This window comes from Glaciecola nitratireducens FR1064 (assembly GCF_000226565.1).
GTDB classification, from domain to species: domain Bacteria; phylum Pseudomonadota; class Gammaproteobacteria; order Enterobacterales; family Alteromonadaceae; genus Glaciecola; species Glaciecola nitratireducens.
The window spans coordinates 3,066,992-3,082,078 of sequence record NC_016041.1 but is presented as its reverse complement, the minus strand read 5'-3'; the positions used below and the strand labels follow the sequence as shown (position 1 = coordinate 3,082,078).

Genomic DNA, 15,087 nt, shown 5'->3' with positions numbered 1-15,087 from the left:
CATGAGTGTACAAGTATTAACATTTATTATTGTTGGGGCATCATTTTTGCTCTACATGGGCATCGCCGTGTGGGCGCGTGCAGGATCGACTAACGACTTCTATATTGCTGGTGGCGGTGTTCATCCAGTACTGAACGGTATGGCAACGGCAGCCGATTGGATGTCAGCAGCGTCGTTTATTTCTATGGCAGGCTTAGTGTCTTTCATGGGTTATGACGGTGCAGTGTACTTAATGGGTTGGACAGGCGGCTACGTATTACTCGCACTATGTTTAGCACCTTATTTGCGTAAGTTCGGTAAGTTTACAGTGCCAGACTTCATCGGCGATCGATACTACTCACAAACAGCAAGAACGGTTGCTGTAATTTGTGCTATTTTCGTGTGTTTCACATACGTAATTGGACAGATGCGTGGTGTTGGTGTTGTATTCAGTCGCTTCTTAGAAGTTGAGCTTTGGCTGGGTGTTGTTATTGGTATGGGTGTGGTTTTCTTCTACACAGTACTTGGCGGCATGAAAGGCATTACTTATACTCAGGTTGCTCAATTCTGCGTCCTCATCTTTGCTTACTTAGTACCAGCAGTCTTCATCTCAATCATGCTCACAGGTCACGTGTTACCACAAACTGGTTTCGGTGCTACTTTAGCTGATGGTTCCGGCATGTTCTTGCTCGAAAAATTGGATATGTTGTCAACTGACTTAGGATTTAACGAATACACGTCAAACACTAAATCGTATTTAGATATTTTCTGTATTACTTTCGCTCTTATGGTCGGTACTGCAGGTTTACCACACGTAATTGTGCGTTTCTTCACTGTTCCTAAAGTAAGTGATGCGCGTAAGAGTGCTGGTTGGGCATTAGCCTTTATCGCTATCCTTTACACTACAGCTCCTGCACTCGCTGCATTCGCTCGTGTAAACATGATTGAGACTATCAACGGTCCAGAAGGCCAAGGTATGTCTTACGCTGAAAGACCAAGTTGGATTGAGAACTGGGAAAAAACCAATCTTATCTCTCATGATGACAAGAACGGCGACGGTAAAATGTTCTATGCTCAAAAAGATGATCCACGCAGTGAGATGACGATTGACCGTGACATCATGGTATTAGCGAATCCTGAAATTGCGAATCTACCTGCTTGGGTAATTGCATTAGTTGCCGCAGGTGGTGTTGCTGCTGCCTTGTCAACGTCAGCAGGCTTGCTATTGGTTATCTCGACATCGGTTTCGCATGATTTACTCAAACGAAATTTGATGCCGGATATTACCGATAAGAAGGAGCTATTGTCTGCGCGAATAGCAGCGGGGGTAGCTATTCTAATAGCCGGTTACTTTGGCATCAATCCGCCAGACTTTGTGGCCGCGATAGTCGCCTTTGCCTTCGGTCTTGCTGCTTCAAGTTTCTTCCCAGTGATTATCATGGGTATATTCAGCAAGCGTATGAATGATAAAGGTGCTATCTCAGGGATGATTACGGGTATCGTGTTCACCGCTGCGTATATCATATACTTCAAGTTCGTTAGCCCTGAAATGAATAAACCTGACAACTGGTTGTTCGGAATCTCTCCAGAAGGTATTGGTACTATTGGTATGATAATTAACTTTGTCGTTGCTTATGTAGTATTCAAATTTACAGATGATGCACCACAAGAAATTCAAGATCTTGTTGAAAGCATTCGTTTCCCTAAAGGAGCTGGTGCCGCAACTGGGCACTAATAAGATGTAACACTGAAAAGCCCAGCAACGCTGGGCTTTTTTATCACTGAAAACGACAAGCCCCGATATTAAGTATAAGATTATTTCTCTGTGAGGGGCCCTATCGCATAATGAAGACCGCTGTGACGCTGGCGCGTCAGGCCATCCCTGGCCCGCTTACAATCGCCATCCCTGGCGATTGAAGTCTTCATTATGCGATAGGGCCCCTCACAGAGAAATAATCTTATACTTACCACCTCCCAAAGGAGTGAACTATGACAGCCGTGCCACAACAGGTGACTGATTTCCTCCAACAGTCAGGGCCTTTTGATGTCTTAGATATCGAGCAGCTGCATGATATTGCTCGACATTCTCACATTATTTACCTTGCGGCTGAAAACCAAGAGGAGATGCTCGCAACGCATAAAAACTCGCTTTATTTGATTCAAAGCGGACAGTTTTCAATAAAGGATTGTGATGGTGCGCTGAAGCACTTGAGTGACGGCGATTATTTTGGTTATGCCGCATTGCTCGATAACGTAAATTATAAGCTAAATGTCACAGTAGAAAGCCCCGGCCTAGTTTTGTGTATGCCTAAAGAGTGGTTTGACAAAGCCATGACCCATCCTAAAATTAGCCAGTTTTTTAATGCCGCCAAGGATGACGTTCTGCAGCATGATGCTGTAACAGATTCAAACTCAATGTGGCTGCATAAACCCCTCTTTGAAGTAGCGGAAACGCTGCCAATCACTATTTCCCAAACGGACTCTATACAAAGCGCAGGCGCGTTGATGAGCGAAAAGCATATTTCATCAGTGCTGATCATCGAAAATAACAAGCTAATGGGCATTATCACCGACCGCGATTTGCGCAATCGGGTAGTAGCAGTTGGTCTTAATATGCAACTGCCGGTGAAGCAAATAATGACTGAAAATCCGGCTTATCTAACCAAGAATAAAACCTTGTTTGATGCGGTTTGTATAATGAATGAAAAGTCGATTAATCACCTGCCGGTATTGGACGAAATTACTAATAAACCGATAGGGATGATTACTGCAACAGACATTTTTAAACAGCAGCGCAACAATGTTTTATTTGTGATCAGTGATATTTCAAAAGCGAATAATTTGTATGAACTCACGCGTTGTTCTTGGCAACTACCGCATTATTTTGCATCGAGCGCGAAACGTCCCGGTGATTTCGATATTGTAGGCAAGGTGCTCTCACAAGCGACCGATGTCATGACGCGTAAATTAATCACTTTTTTTCAGCAACAAAACGGTCAAGCACCCATGCCTTATTGTTGGATAGTGTATGGCTCTCAGGCGCGGGAAGACCAAACAATGGGATCTGACCAAGATAATTCCCTGTTATTGGCTGAAGAGCCTAATGAAGAGCAAGCCGTCTATTTCGAAAAAATGGCGCAATATGTGTGTTTAGGCTTGGGAAAGTGTGGCATAAAATTATGCGATGGAAATATTATGGCGTCTAATCCTAAGTTGCGTAATTCATTAAGTGAATTGATTCAACAATCGAAATCATGGGTTCGTGAACCGACACCAGAAGCAATGCTATCGTTTAATATTTTCTTAGATGCTCGCGCTGCGGCAGGTGACGCAAGCTTGTTTTCACGTTTGCAGGATGAGCGCAAAACGCTGTTCCAACAGTCGATGTTCTTAGCTGCGCTAGCGCGTCAGGCGAATGAAGGTTCTGTGCCGCTATCAATGTTCCAAAAGTTTGTTTTTGCAAAAGACAGAAAAGAAAAAGACAGTATTGATTTAAAGCATACAGCCATAGCCATTATCAATAATCTAGTGCGAATTCATGCTCTAGCGAATGGAATTAGCATTCCGGCAACGGTCGCTAGGTTGGATGCATTGCCCGCAGATTGCGGAGTTTCATCAGAAGATATTAAAAATTTACGAGACATATGGTTATTTTTAAATCGACTACGCTGGCGCCATCAGCTGAACAATAAAGTACAGGATAACTTTATTCGCGTGAGCGATCTATCGTCTATAGAAAAGCACCAATTAAAGGCAGCCTTTCAAGCCATCCACAGAGCCCAACAAACCGCTGTTCTGAAATATTCAGGTGGAATTGGGTAATGGCGTCGCTCTTTTCTAAACTTTTCAAGCGAGCACCCACGCTGCCAGATAAATGGAAAACGATGCCTATTAAGGACACACCTCTTTTATCTATCGATTTAGAGCTGACCGGTTTAGATACTACGATTGCTAAAATCACGTCTATTGGATGGGTAAACGGAACGCATCAAAGTATTGATTTGAGCTCTGCATTTTACACCGTTGTGCGTGCTTCAGGCGATTTACAGCAAAGCCCTGTCATCCATGGTTTAACCGCTAGAGACTTATTGAAGGGTGAGCATGTTAAAAATGTGATTGATCAATTACAAGCATTCGCTAACACGCATGTTTGGGTGCTGCACAATGCCTCTTTGGATATGCAAGTGTTAGACAGAGTCGCCAAAAGTTTAGGGATCCCAGAGACCCAAATAACGACTATCGACACCATGCTGCTTGAACTTTACTTTCTAAATAAAACTCAGGATATGGTTAAGCAAGGGGCTGTTACGCTCGAGCAATGTCGCCAGCGCTATGGTTTTCCTGAAGCACCAAATCATAACGCATTGGATGACGCGGTCGCTACGCTCTCGCTTGCTTTTGCGCAGTGGTATAAGTTCGATAAACAGACATCAGCGCCTCTTTCTGATTTAGCGCACACCAAAGCGATTAGAGTCTATACCATAGGTGAATAGTAGAGTTTTCAGCGGCTTCTAAACGTTAGCACACGGAATAACGAACATTTTTAGCAATAACTGTCGCCTGATGCTTTCTCGTTAAATAAAATCACGCTTATTGCTTTTATGAGCTAATATTAAAATAGAGATATACTTAGGAGTGCGCTTTATGAGTGTTTCTTTTCAATCTACTCGTTTAATGTTGCTTGTGTTATTTTTTAGTTTATTCGGCTCGGGATGTGCTGCAACACTGCATAAAAATACTGATTTATTGCCCGCTGAAGAATATCTCAAAGATGATGCCTTTCCCCACTTTCGCGCATACCCAATTGAACAAGCCCGCGAAATATTTGCATTAGATGACGATGCCAAAGCTTTTGTTGCGAAAGCAACGCAAGGTCTTCACTCTGACGAAGACAATATCAAAATGTTGATACGTCGTATTTTCTCGCGATCCGAGCTGGATTTGATCTACACCGCTTCCGCAAATACTATTGCAAGTGATACCTTTCAAAATGCTTCCGCAAACTGCTTGTCGCTGTCGATAATGACATTTTCGATGGCAAGAGAGGCTGGCTTTATAAGCGAGTTTCAGATAATCGACATACCTGAATATTGGACCCGGCGAGCTGGATACTCGATACTAAATGGGCACATTAATTTACGCATTAAATCGAATAATAGAGCGAATAAGAAGGTGTTGTTCGAGAAAAGTTTTGTCGTTGATTTTGATCCAGTAAGCGGTGCCGACCAATTTATAAGTCGTGATGCCTCAGTACCCGTTGTCCTTGCTATGTTTTATAACAACAAGGGCGCAGAAGCGCTGATGAAGAAAAACAATGACTTGGCTTATGCATACTTTCGAGAATCTATATTGGCGGATGATGGCTACCCTGGCGCATGGGTGAATTTAGGACTGCTTTATCGCAAAATAGGGCTTTATGATTTTGCCATGAACGCATACCAAAAGGCCATCAGACTCGATAAGGATTATAATACTGCATGGGAAAATTTAGCGATATTGCAGAAACATTTAGGTAACGTCAAAGCAGCCTCTGATATTAACCGAAGACTAGACGCAAAACGAAATGAAAACCCGTTCTACCATCAAATGCTCGCAGAAGTTGATAGAGAAAAAGGTCGCTTTGAAAGTAGCATTCATCATTACGAAAGAGCGATTAGATTGAATCGTAATCAGCATGAGTTTTACTTGGGCCTAGCGTCTGTCTATTTTGAAAAAGGTGATTTTAAAAATTCAAAACGTCTTCTAAATACAGCTAAAAAGAAGGCGGGGAAAAGCAAAGTCGCGGACATTTATGTGAATAAATTAACCGCACTCTCAAACTTCATTGCTTCTGCTCATATTAATTGACTAAGTTTTTTACCGAAGTAATAGAGTATCACAAACAAAAAAATCAGCTTCATAAGCTGATTTTTTCAAAGAGGTATCACTTTCTTGTTCGAAAGCCTGTTCGCAATTATGACCCTTAAAGTACGCCTAGCTCAGTTAAGCGTTCTGTAAGGTAGGTTCCAGCTGTATGACGTTCAGACAATTTAACATCAGGACGCGGATGCAAAAATAAGGGTAACGAAATGCGCGATTTGGTCACGTCAGTACCTTCCGGGTTTATTACTCGGTGAGTGGTTGACGGGAAGTAATGACCTGAAGCTTCTTGCAGCATGTCACCAATATTGACAATCAAGTTACCAAAGTCACAGGGTACATCTAACCAACTGCCGTCGAGTGCTTTTACCTGTAAGCCGGGCTCATTCGCAGCAGGCAATAGCGTGATTAAGTTAATATCTTCATGCGCGGCAGCACGAATAGCGTCAGCTTCTTCATCGCCTGCTAGTGGCGGATAATGCAACACTCGTAATAGCGTTTGATCGCTTCCATCTATCATTTGCGATAGCGGCATACTGTAGTGCTTACTGACTTCTGCTGGTGACTCTTGCTCTATCCAATTCAATAATTGAGCGGCTAAACTAGAGGTGTTTTTGTAATAATCACTTAACTCATCTCTTAGTTCTTCAGGGCACTGGCCCCAAGGATAAAAGTGGAAGTATTCTTTAATGTCTTTCTTCTTAAAGCCTTTTGCAACTTCAGACACGCTTTGCGGAAAAAATCCGTCTTGCTTATCTTTGTTATACAAGTATGACTGTTTTTCTTCACTGTTAAAAAACGCCTGCCAATTAGCATAAATACTTGCCACGCTGTCTTGCGATATAGGGTGATTTTTCAACACACCAAAGCCGGTTTGGCGCAAAGATTCAACAAATTTTTGCTGGGCGTCGGGCGCGGTAAAGTCAACTGCTTCTAATTTCATATCGTGGTAAACCTATTTCTATTTTTTCTACAAACTCAATGAGATAAATATACCAGCGAGTGCTGCGCTCATTAAGTTGGCTAATGTTGCTGCAAAAACGGCTTTTAGGCCAAGTTGCGCTATTTCTTTACGTCGTGTTGGTGCTAATGCGCCAATACCACCCATCAGTATCGCAATGGATGAAAGGTTAGCAAAACCGCATAGTGCAAATGTAACTATCGCTTGCGTAACCGGCGACAGTTCTGCGCTATATTTTATAAAATCTAAGTACGCAACAAACTCATTCACGACCACTTTCTGGCCAATAAAACTGCCCGCTAAATTAGCCTCGTTCCACGGCACGCCAATTAACCATGCTATTGGTTGGAATACGTAGCCTAAAATAAGCTGAATAGATAGGTCGCCTTGGCCAAATAGTGCACCAATGCCGCCAAGCATTCCATTCAGAAGTGCGATCAACGCGATGAAGGCAAGCAGCATTGCGCCAACATTCACAGCAAGCTTCAATCCTGCAGTTGCACCGCTTGCTGCAGCGTCGAACACGTTAGCATATTCTTCATTGTCAGCTTTGACATCGGTCACTTCTTCGTTGGTTTTCTGCGTTTCTGGTTCCAACATCTTTGCCATCAGCAAACCGCCGGGAGCTGCCATGAAACTGGCTGCCAATAAATATTTTAACTCTACTCCTAAACCGGCATAACCAGCCATGATAGAGCCTGCAATAGAGGCTAAACCGCCTACCATTACTGCAAATAACTCTGAACGAGTCATGCTAGGTAAAAAAGGCTTTATAATAAGTGGCGCTTCGGTTTGACCGACAAAAATATTAGCCGCGGCAGACATTGATTCTGGTCGACTTGTGCCAAGCAGTTTTTGCAATGTACCACCTATGATCCTGATAACCCAAGACATGATGCCTAGGTGATATAGCACGGCAATTAATGATGAGAAAAATATAATGACAGGTAGGACGTTAATCGCAAAAATGAAGCCTAATGACTCATTGCCTAAAAGATTGCCAAAGAGGAAACGAATGCCATCTGCGCTGTAAGAAATAATATTAGCGACATAAATAGTTAAATTATTAAGGAATCGGATACCCCATTCAGAATAGAGTATGAACCCGCCCAATAGAGCCTGAATGGCAAAAGCGCCACCTACGGTCCGCCAATTAATATTCTTCCTAGCTGAAGAGAACAAAAAAGCCATGCCCAATAAAAAGGCGATCCCTAATAATCCTGTCATTTGATTTTCACTTATTTTTATTTTTATAATTATTTTTTAAATAGCGCATAAATCTATCTCAAATTGGCTTTGCAAGCACTAGTGAGTTTCTACAATAGCAAGAAAAAACGAATTACAGGCCTTCTAAGCTATTTTTGATTTACCTTCAAGCAAGTATGAACTTACTACGTCTACTGCCAAGAGATTTTCACCACCGTGCGGCACAATTAAATCTGCAAAGGTTTTACTAGGCTCAATAAATTTGTGGTACATCGGTTTAACGGTCGCTTCGTACTGTTTAGCGACGGAACTTATGGAACGGCCGCGCTCTTGTGTGTCGCGCAACATGCGTCTCATCAAACAGACGTCAAGTGGTGTGTCTACGAATACTTTAATGTCAAATTGGTCAAATAACTGAATTTGAGTCAGCAACATAATACCCTCTAAAATAATGATCGGGGCAGGGCTAATAACTTCGAAATCAGGAAGTCGGGTATGCGTTACATAGCAGTACCGAGGGTACTCTATGCTGTTACCCGCGTTCAACTCTTGTAGCTGTTGGTTTAGCAGATCATGCTCAAAAGCGTCAGGGTGGTCATAATTAGTGCTAACACGCTCTTCCATCTCAACGTGGTCTTGCGCTTTGTAGTAATGGTCTTCTTGGAGGACTAACACTTCTCGTTCATGTTGGCGTAACTTCAACGCTAAGTTCTGGGTGAAGAGTGATTTACCAGAACCTGATGCGCCTGATATTGCGAGGATGATTGGTTTTTGCATGAATCTAGTGAGAGCCAATGATGATAGTGCTTATAGGATACCCTTTCGATGCATTTCGATCAATTTAAGCTTACACATATGGTCGTAATTAATAAACTTGCTTGTTAAACGTACAGCTCTACTATTACCGCCGAGTTGGTTAACGTTGGTAAATGACGCGTGTTTAAAAAGTGAAAAAAACCTTAGCGTTTTAGTATGAGCCTTATACGCAAGCTCACTGTGCTTTTGGCGCTTTTGCTGATGCGCGTCACAATGGCATTTTATATTATTACTAACATTTTAGTCATTAAAATGTCATAATTTATCTGGTACTATTCACCGCGAATTTTTAGGTCTTAGAAATTGTGAAGCAGCGCGCAAAGACTGTAGGCAATTTACGGCTAATTAGAAAAAACACACTTTACTTAGGATGAACACAATGTTGAAAAAAAACAAACTGAATCGTGTTGCGATTGCAGTTGCACTGACCGTGGGTCTTTCCACATCAGTACTTGCGCAGACGACCACCTCGGCAATTCGAGGCAACGTTTCCAGTGAAGCAGGATCAATTGTTTCTGGAGCGACTGTAACAATAACACATGTTCCATCAGGCACTGTGTCGACAGCAACGACAAACGAAAGTGGCGTTTTCTCGGCTCGCGGTTTGCGTGTTGGTGGGCCATACTCAGTTACTATTACTGGTAGCGATTTTACGTCTGTACAAATTGATGACCTTTTTGTATCACTCGATCAAACATTGTCACTTCCGATTGAAGTTCAAGGTAACGCAAATAGAGAAGTTATTGTCGTTACGGGTACGCGCGCTCAAGGTGGATTCTCTAACGATGGACTAAGCACCAGTCTTGGTCTTGAAGCATTAAACGAAGTTGCTTCAATTGACCGTGATATTACAGACGCTGCTGAACTAGACCCTTTCGCGTCAGTAAACTTTCAAAGTGGCGGCGCTAAAGAGTTAACAATTGCGGGTGCAAACAACCGCTTTAACTCTTTAACTATTGACGGTGTTGCTCTAAACGACCGTTTCGGTTTGAATGCCAATGGTTACCCTACTCAGCGTTCACCAATTTCTTTTGACGCCATTGAGTCACTTTCAATTCAGACAGCCCCTTTCGACGTTGAATACAACGGTTTTACTGGCGGTACTATTAACGCCGTAACAAAATCAGGTACTAACGAATTCCATGGTTCTTTAGGCTATTATCATACGAGTGATTCGTTAATCGGTGATAAGAATGGCGATGACGATTTTGACTTCGCTTTTGAAGAAGACACTTTTGTTGGAACACTTGGTGGTGCAATCATCAAAGACAAGTTGTTCTTTTTTGTTGCTTACGACAAATATGAAGAAGTTGCGCCACTTAACAATGGACCAGTAGGTTCAGGTGCAGTTAACATCCGTGAAGACATCACGCTTGATGATGTTGCTCAAGTTGGTCAGATCGTTTCTGACGTTTGGGGCTTCGATATCGGTGACTTTAACAAAGGTCCTGCTAAAGATGAAAAAATCTTAGCGAATATCGACTGGAACATCACAGACGACCATCGCGCAAAATTCACTTACCTTTTGACTGACGGGAACACTATCCAAGAGCAGAACGGTAATAACTTTCTTGCATCAGACAACATTCTTGGCGCTTCTTCAGCGTGGTATGACAACTCTGAGCGTGTAGAAAGCTTTATCGGACATGTATTTTCAGATTGGACCGCGAATTTCTCGACTCAAGTTAAAATTGCAAGCACAACACAAGCAACGGGTCAGGATTCATTAAGTGGTAACGAGTTCCCGAACTTCGCAGTGTTCTTGCGTGAAGTAGATGGCGATGAGAATTATCTGACTATCGGTCCTGACCGTTTCCGTCATGGTAATGAACTAGATCAAGATTTTATGCAATACAAGTTCGTAGCTGAATACTCAGTTGGCGATCATATTTTGAAAGCGGGTTACGAGCGTGAAGAAGTTGAAGTAAATAACCTCTTTGCACAAAACTCGGAAGGTTCATATGTATTTGATAGCATTGAAGACTTGCGCAATGCAACAGCGTCAGGTTTGCTATACGACAATGCTGTTACAAACAATGAAAACGATCTTCGTGCAATTTGGGGCTATAACTCTAATTCACTTTACATCCAAGATTCTTGGGACGTTAATGGTTATCTAACTATCGACGCTGGTCTTCGTTATGATTGGTATGAATCTGAAGGTCAAATTCGTGAAAACCAGAACTTTATTGACCGTTATGGTTACAGCAATGCGAATGATATTGATGGTTTAGACGTTATTCTTCCAAGAGTGTCGTTTAAATGGCTAGCAACAGAAGATCTTACAGTGCGTGGTGGTTTAGGTAGATTCTCTGGTGGTGCTCCTGGCGTATGGATTTCAAACAGTTATTCAAACGATGGTGTAATATCTGACAGTTCAAATGCATTCGGAACAATCAACGTTCCAACTACACCAGATCCAGCAACGGGTCAGTACATTCCGCAAGACGTTCTTAATACTTTGGCAACTGAAGCACCAGACGGCTCGGTAAACGCGCTTCGTCCTGACTTCGAAATACCAACAACGTGGAAGCTTAGCTTAGGCGCAGCTTACGCAGTTGATATTCCTTATTTAGGCGAAGACTGGTTACTATCAGGTGATTTCCTTTATAACAAGTTGGAAAATGCTTCTTATTGGTATGACCAACGTTGTGAAAACCCAGTAGATACTGCTCCAGACGGTCGCGGTGTTTATGACTGCAGCAATGGTCCTGAAGCGATAGCGGTTGGTTCAGTTGATGACGGTGACGGTATGTTACTTGCGTTCTCAGCGTCTAACGACTGGGATACTGACTACGGTCGTTTTGATATGTTCACAAGCTACACCTATGCAGATGTAGAAGATGTTGGCTACGGTACGTCTTCAACAGCAACGTCAAACTACTCTGACTTTGCAGCATATGATCGTCAAAAGCCGCGTGCTGGTACTTCAAATTACCAAACAGAGCATTTGGCAAAAGTTCGCTTTAATTGGTCGAAAGAGATAGTTAATGGCTATCAAACTAAAGTATCAATTTTCGCAACGCGTCGCTCTGGTCAGCCATATAGCTACACGTTCAACGAAAACAATGCTTGTGTTCTTGATGTAGGCGGCGGTCGTTGTGCTCGTGAGAGCCGTAACGATGACGCTGGTCACTTGCTTTACGTACCAACGGGTGTGAACGATCCATTGTTTGCTGCTAGTTCGTTTGGTGGTGATGCTGCGGCACAACAAGAGTTCTTTAACTATATCAATAGCTCAGAACTAGGCCAGTATGCAGGTGGTATTGCACCTAGAAATGGCGACAACTCACGTTGGTCAACCATTATTGATTTAAGAATTCAGCAAGAGTTACCGGCTATCAACGAAGACCACAAGTTCTTATTGTTCTTTGATATTGAAAACTTTGGTAACCTACTTAATTCTGATTGGGGTCGTGTAGAGCGCACTCGCTATGAATACGAGAGATCAGTAGTATCGGCTAGTATCGTAGACGGTCAGTATGAGTACTTCAGCCTAAGAAACCCAGACAGCATTAAAAACTTAGAAGTACTTTCTCAGTCTGTTTGGCAAATTCAGTTTGGTCTGAAATACGAATTCTAATTCGCTAATATCTTTTAAGCGAAAGATTCGAAACTAAAAAAACCCCGAGTGCTTGATAAAAGCATCGGGGTTTTTTATTTATACTGAGAGCTTACAAAGTAAAATTTTGCTTGGCACTGACTTTTGGCTATGAAAGCCGCGCTTTAAACTCCTCATAAGTAAATTCTTTTACAAGATCAAAAGTACCATCTTTTCGCAAAATACCAATCGCCGGATGCTCCACACCGTTAAAGAAAGTGGTTTTCACCATAGTGTAATGCAGCATGTCTTCAAATATTAAGCGCTCACCTGGCTTCACTTCATGATCGAAACTGTATTCTTCAATAACATCGCCTGCTAAGCACGAGTTGCCGCCTATTTTGTAGGTGAATGCTTTTTCATTTGGCATGCCTGCACCCGTGATTTTAGGCCGGTATGGCATTTCTAAGACATCTGGCATATGCGCGGTAGCACTGATGTCCAATATCAAAATTTTCTGTTCATTCTCGACGATATCGACAACTTCACAAACCAGCGGACCCGCTTGCCAAGCAACGGCAGAGCCGGGTTCCATGATGATGCGCAAATTAGGGTACTTTTCTTTGAATACAGTTAAGGCGTTTATAAGGTGATCAACGTCATAACCTTCTTTTGTCATTAAGTGACCACCGCCCAAGTTTAACCATTTAAGCGTGGGCAGATACTTTGCAAACTTTTTTTCAATGGCATGCAAAGTACGCTCTGTTGCGAACGAATCACACTCGCATAAATTGTGCACATGGAAGCCGTCAATGCCGGTAAGGTCTTGGCCTTCTAACTGCGATGCTAAGATGCCTAAGCGAGAGCCAGGTGCACATGGGTCATATAGTGGAGTGTCTGCTTCTTGGTTCTCTGGGTTAACTCGTAGGCCCGCAGAAACTGAACTTTGCATCACCTGTTCTTTGAATTGATTCCACTGGTTCATACTGTTAAAAGACAAGTGATGAACTAGGTCTAACAGTTGGTCCATATCTTTCTGCTTGTAGGCAGGAGAGTAGCAGTGTACTTCGCCGCCCATTTCGTAATTGGCGAGTTTGGCTTCCCACACAGCGCTGGCGGTTGCACCCTTCAAGTATTGCTTTACCAACGGAAAGGTTGACCACATTGAAAAGCCTTTTAGCGCTAAAATAATATCTACGCCCGCTTTATTCTGAACGTGCTGCATCAACTGCAAATTTTGCTCAAGCTTTGCATCGTCACAAACGTAACAAGGTGAAGGTATATCGTCTCTCAAAAATTTGTTAGTCATTGTTGATTATCCTGAAGTGATGGCTTTTGGTTTCTGGCTTTTAATTGAAGAACAGCTTGTTCTGGAAGGGGCTACCTTGTGCAATAAAGACCGCTATTGGCTTTGTCTCTTTGCTCCGGCTTCGAAGAAATTAGTTCCAGCTTCGAATAAAAATAGCATTCCGGACTCGGAGCATAAAAGCCCGAATCCGGGAATGAAAAACCGCTCGCTTATTTCGCGAAGGGGCTGCTTTCGCATTCGATTACATGCCAAGGTAGGCCATGGTCGTTAAGCATTGCCATGAATGGGTCTGGATCGAATTGCTCCATATTCCAAACACCTGGCTTGTTCCACGTTTTGTTCAGCATGAGCGCTGCACCAATCATCGCCGGTACACCCGTTGTGTATGAAACGGCTTGAGCGCCCACTTCATCGTAACAAACAGCATGGTCGCAGTTGTTATAGATAAAGATGGTTTTTTCTTTGCCGTCTTTTATACCAGTAATGTAAGTACCGATGCACGTTTTGCCTGTGTAACCCTCAGCAAGCGAACCTGGGTTTGGTAATACTGCTTTTAAGAATTCTAAGGGAACGATTTGTTGGCCTTGGAAGTCAATAGGAGCAATACTGGTCATGCCGATGCCTTCAAGCACTTTTAAGTGATTCAGATAGGCGTCACCAAAGGTCATCCAGAAACGAGCGCGTTTTAGCGTAGGGAAGTGCTTAACTAGCGACTCTAACTCTTCGTGGAACATCAAATATGAGGCTCTTACACCAATGTTTTGGTAGTCAAGGTCTTCGCGAACCGTCAATGGCTCGGTTTCTTTCCATTCGCCGTTTTCCCAGAAGCGACCGCGTTGTGTGATTTCACGGATATTAATTTCAGGATTGAAGTTTGTTGCAAATGCTTGACCATGATCACCACCGTTACAATCGACAATATCTAAGTAATGGATTTCATCAAAGTAATGTTTCGCAGCATAGGCTGTATAAACGTTAGTTACGCCGGGATCGAAGCCACTGCCAAGAAGCGCCATAATGCCCGCATCTTGGAATTTTTGCTGATATGCCCACTGCCAAGAATATTCGAATTTAGCTTCATCTTTAGGCTCGTAGTTGGCAGTATCTAGGTAATCTGTTTTGGTTGCTAAGCAGGCGTCCATAATTGGTAGATCTTGATACGGTAGCGCTAGGTTTACGACTAAGTCAGGTTTAACCTTGTTGATTAATTCGGCAACGGCGTCTGCGTTATCAGCATCTACAGTAAACACGCCTTTTAAACGATCTGCGCCAACTTCTTTCTGCAATGCTTCACATTTTGATAATGTGCGACTTGCCAAATAAATTTCATCAAACATTTCAGGCAATCGAGCACACTTTTTTACTGTAACGGATGACACGCCGCCAGCGCCGATGATTAATACACGAGACATAAGA

10 protein-coding genes are annotated in these 15,087 nt (G+C 42.8%); 5 read left to right on the top strand and 5 right to left on the bottom strand.

The window, feature by feature from the left end:
• Position 1: 1 nt before the first annotated feature.
• From GNIT_RS13215 to GNIT_RS13200, 4 genes are all read left to right on the top strand, one after another.
• The gene (locus GNIT_RS13215; RefSeq protein WP_014109750.1) at positions 2 to 1,714 is read left to right on the top strand and encodes a sodium:solute symporter family protein; all 1,713 of its coding nucleotides are present in this window, start codon (positions 2 to 4) and stop codon (positions 1,712 to 1,714) included.
• 254 nt (positions 1,715 to 1,968) lie between these two features.
• The gene (locus GNIT_RS13210; RefSeq protein ID WP_014109749.1) at positions 1,969 to 3,801 is read left to right on the top strand and encodes a DUF294 nucleotidyltransferase-like domain-containing protein; all 1,833 of its coding nucleotides are present in this window, start codon (positions 1,969 to 1,971) and stop codon (positions 3,799 to 3,801) included.
• Positions 3,801 to 4,472, top strand: a complete 672-nt coding sequence (locus tag GNIT_RS13205) for a 3'-5' exonuclease (RefSeq protein WP_014109748.1) — start codon at positions 3,801 to 3,803, stop codon at positions 4,470 to 4,472. Before GNIT_RS13210 ends, GNIT_RS13205 begins: the two co-directional genes overlap by 1 nt.
• Before the next feature lie 151 nt (positions 4,473 to 4,623).
• The gene (locus GNIT_RS13200) at positions 4,624 to 5,826 is read left to right on the top strand and encodes a tetratricopeptide repeat protein (RefSeq protein ID WP_014109747.1); all 1,203 of its coding nucleotides are present in this window, start codon (positions 4,624 to 4,626) and stop codon (positions 5,824 to 5,826) included.
• Between the two features lie 115 nt (positions 5,827 to 5,941).
• On the opposite strand, the gene GNIT_RS13195 is transcribed toward GNIT_RS13200, so the two are convergent.
• From GNIT_RS13195 to udk, 3 genes are all read right to left on the bottom strand, one after another.
• Positions 5,942 to 6,781, bottom strand: coding sequence for a 2OG-Fe(II) oxygenase family protein (locus GNIT_RS13195; RefSeq protein WP_014109746.1), 840 nt, complete (start codon positions 6,779 to 6,781; stop codon positions 5,942 to 5,944).
• A 27-nt stretch (positions 6,782 to 6,808) separates the two neighbouring features.
• On the bottom strand, positions 6,809 to 8,026 hold the full coding sequence (locus GNIT_RS13190; RefSeq protein ID WP_014109745.1) for a NupC/NupG family nucleoside CNT transporter: 1,218 nt from the start codon (positions 8,024 to 8,026) through the stop codon (positions 6,809 to 6,811).
• Positions 8,027 to 8,149: 123 nt separating this feature from the next.
• Positions 8,150 to 8,782, bottom strand: coding sequence for a uridine kinase (gene udk, locus GNIT_RS13185; RefSeq protein ID WP_014109744.1), 633 nt, complete (start codon positions 8,780 to 8,782; stop codon positions 8,150 to 8,152).
• A gap of 418 nt (positions 8,783 to 9,200) precedes the next feature.
• Between udk and GNIT_RS13180 the strand changes: the two genes are divergently transcribed.
• Positions 9,201 to 12,404, top strand: coding sequence for a TonB-dependent receptor (locus tag GNIT_RS13180; RefSeq protein WP_014109743.1), 3,204 nt, complete (start codon positions 9,201 to 9,203; stop codon positions 12,402 to 12,404).
• A 127-nt stretch (positions 12,405 to 12,531) separates the two neighbouring features.
• On the opposite strand, the gene nspC is transcribed toward GNIT_RS13180, so the two are convergent.
• A complete protein-coding gene (nspC, locus tag GNIT_RS13175) occupies positions 12,532 to 13,671 on the bottom strand; it encodes a carboxynorspermidine decarboxylase (protein WP_014109742.1) in 1,140 nt (379 codons plus the stop codon).
• A 209-nt stretch (positions 13,672 to 13,880) separates the two neighbouring features.
• Positions 13,881 to 15,083 carry a saccharopine dehydrogenase family protein gene (locus GNIT_RS13170; RefSeq protein ID WP_014109741.1) on the bottom strand — a complete coding sequence of 401 codons (1,203 nt, stop codon included), beginning with the start codon at positions 15,081 to 15,083 and terminating at the stop codon, positions 13,881 to 13,883.
• Positions 15,084 to 15,087 lie beyond the last annotated feature (4 nt).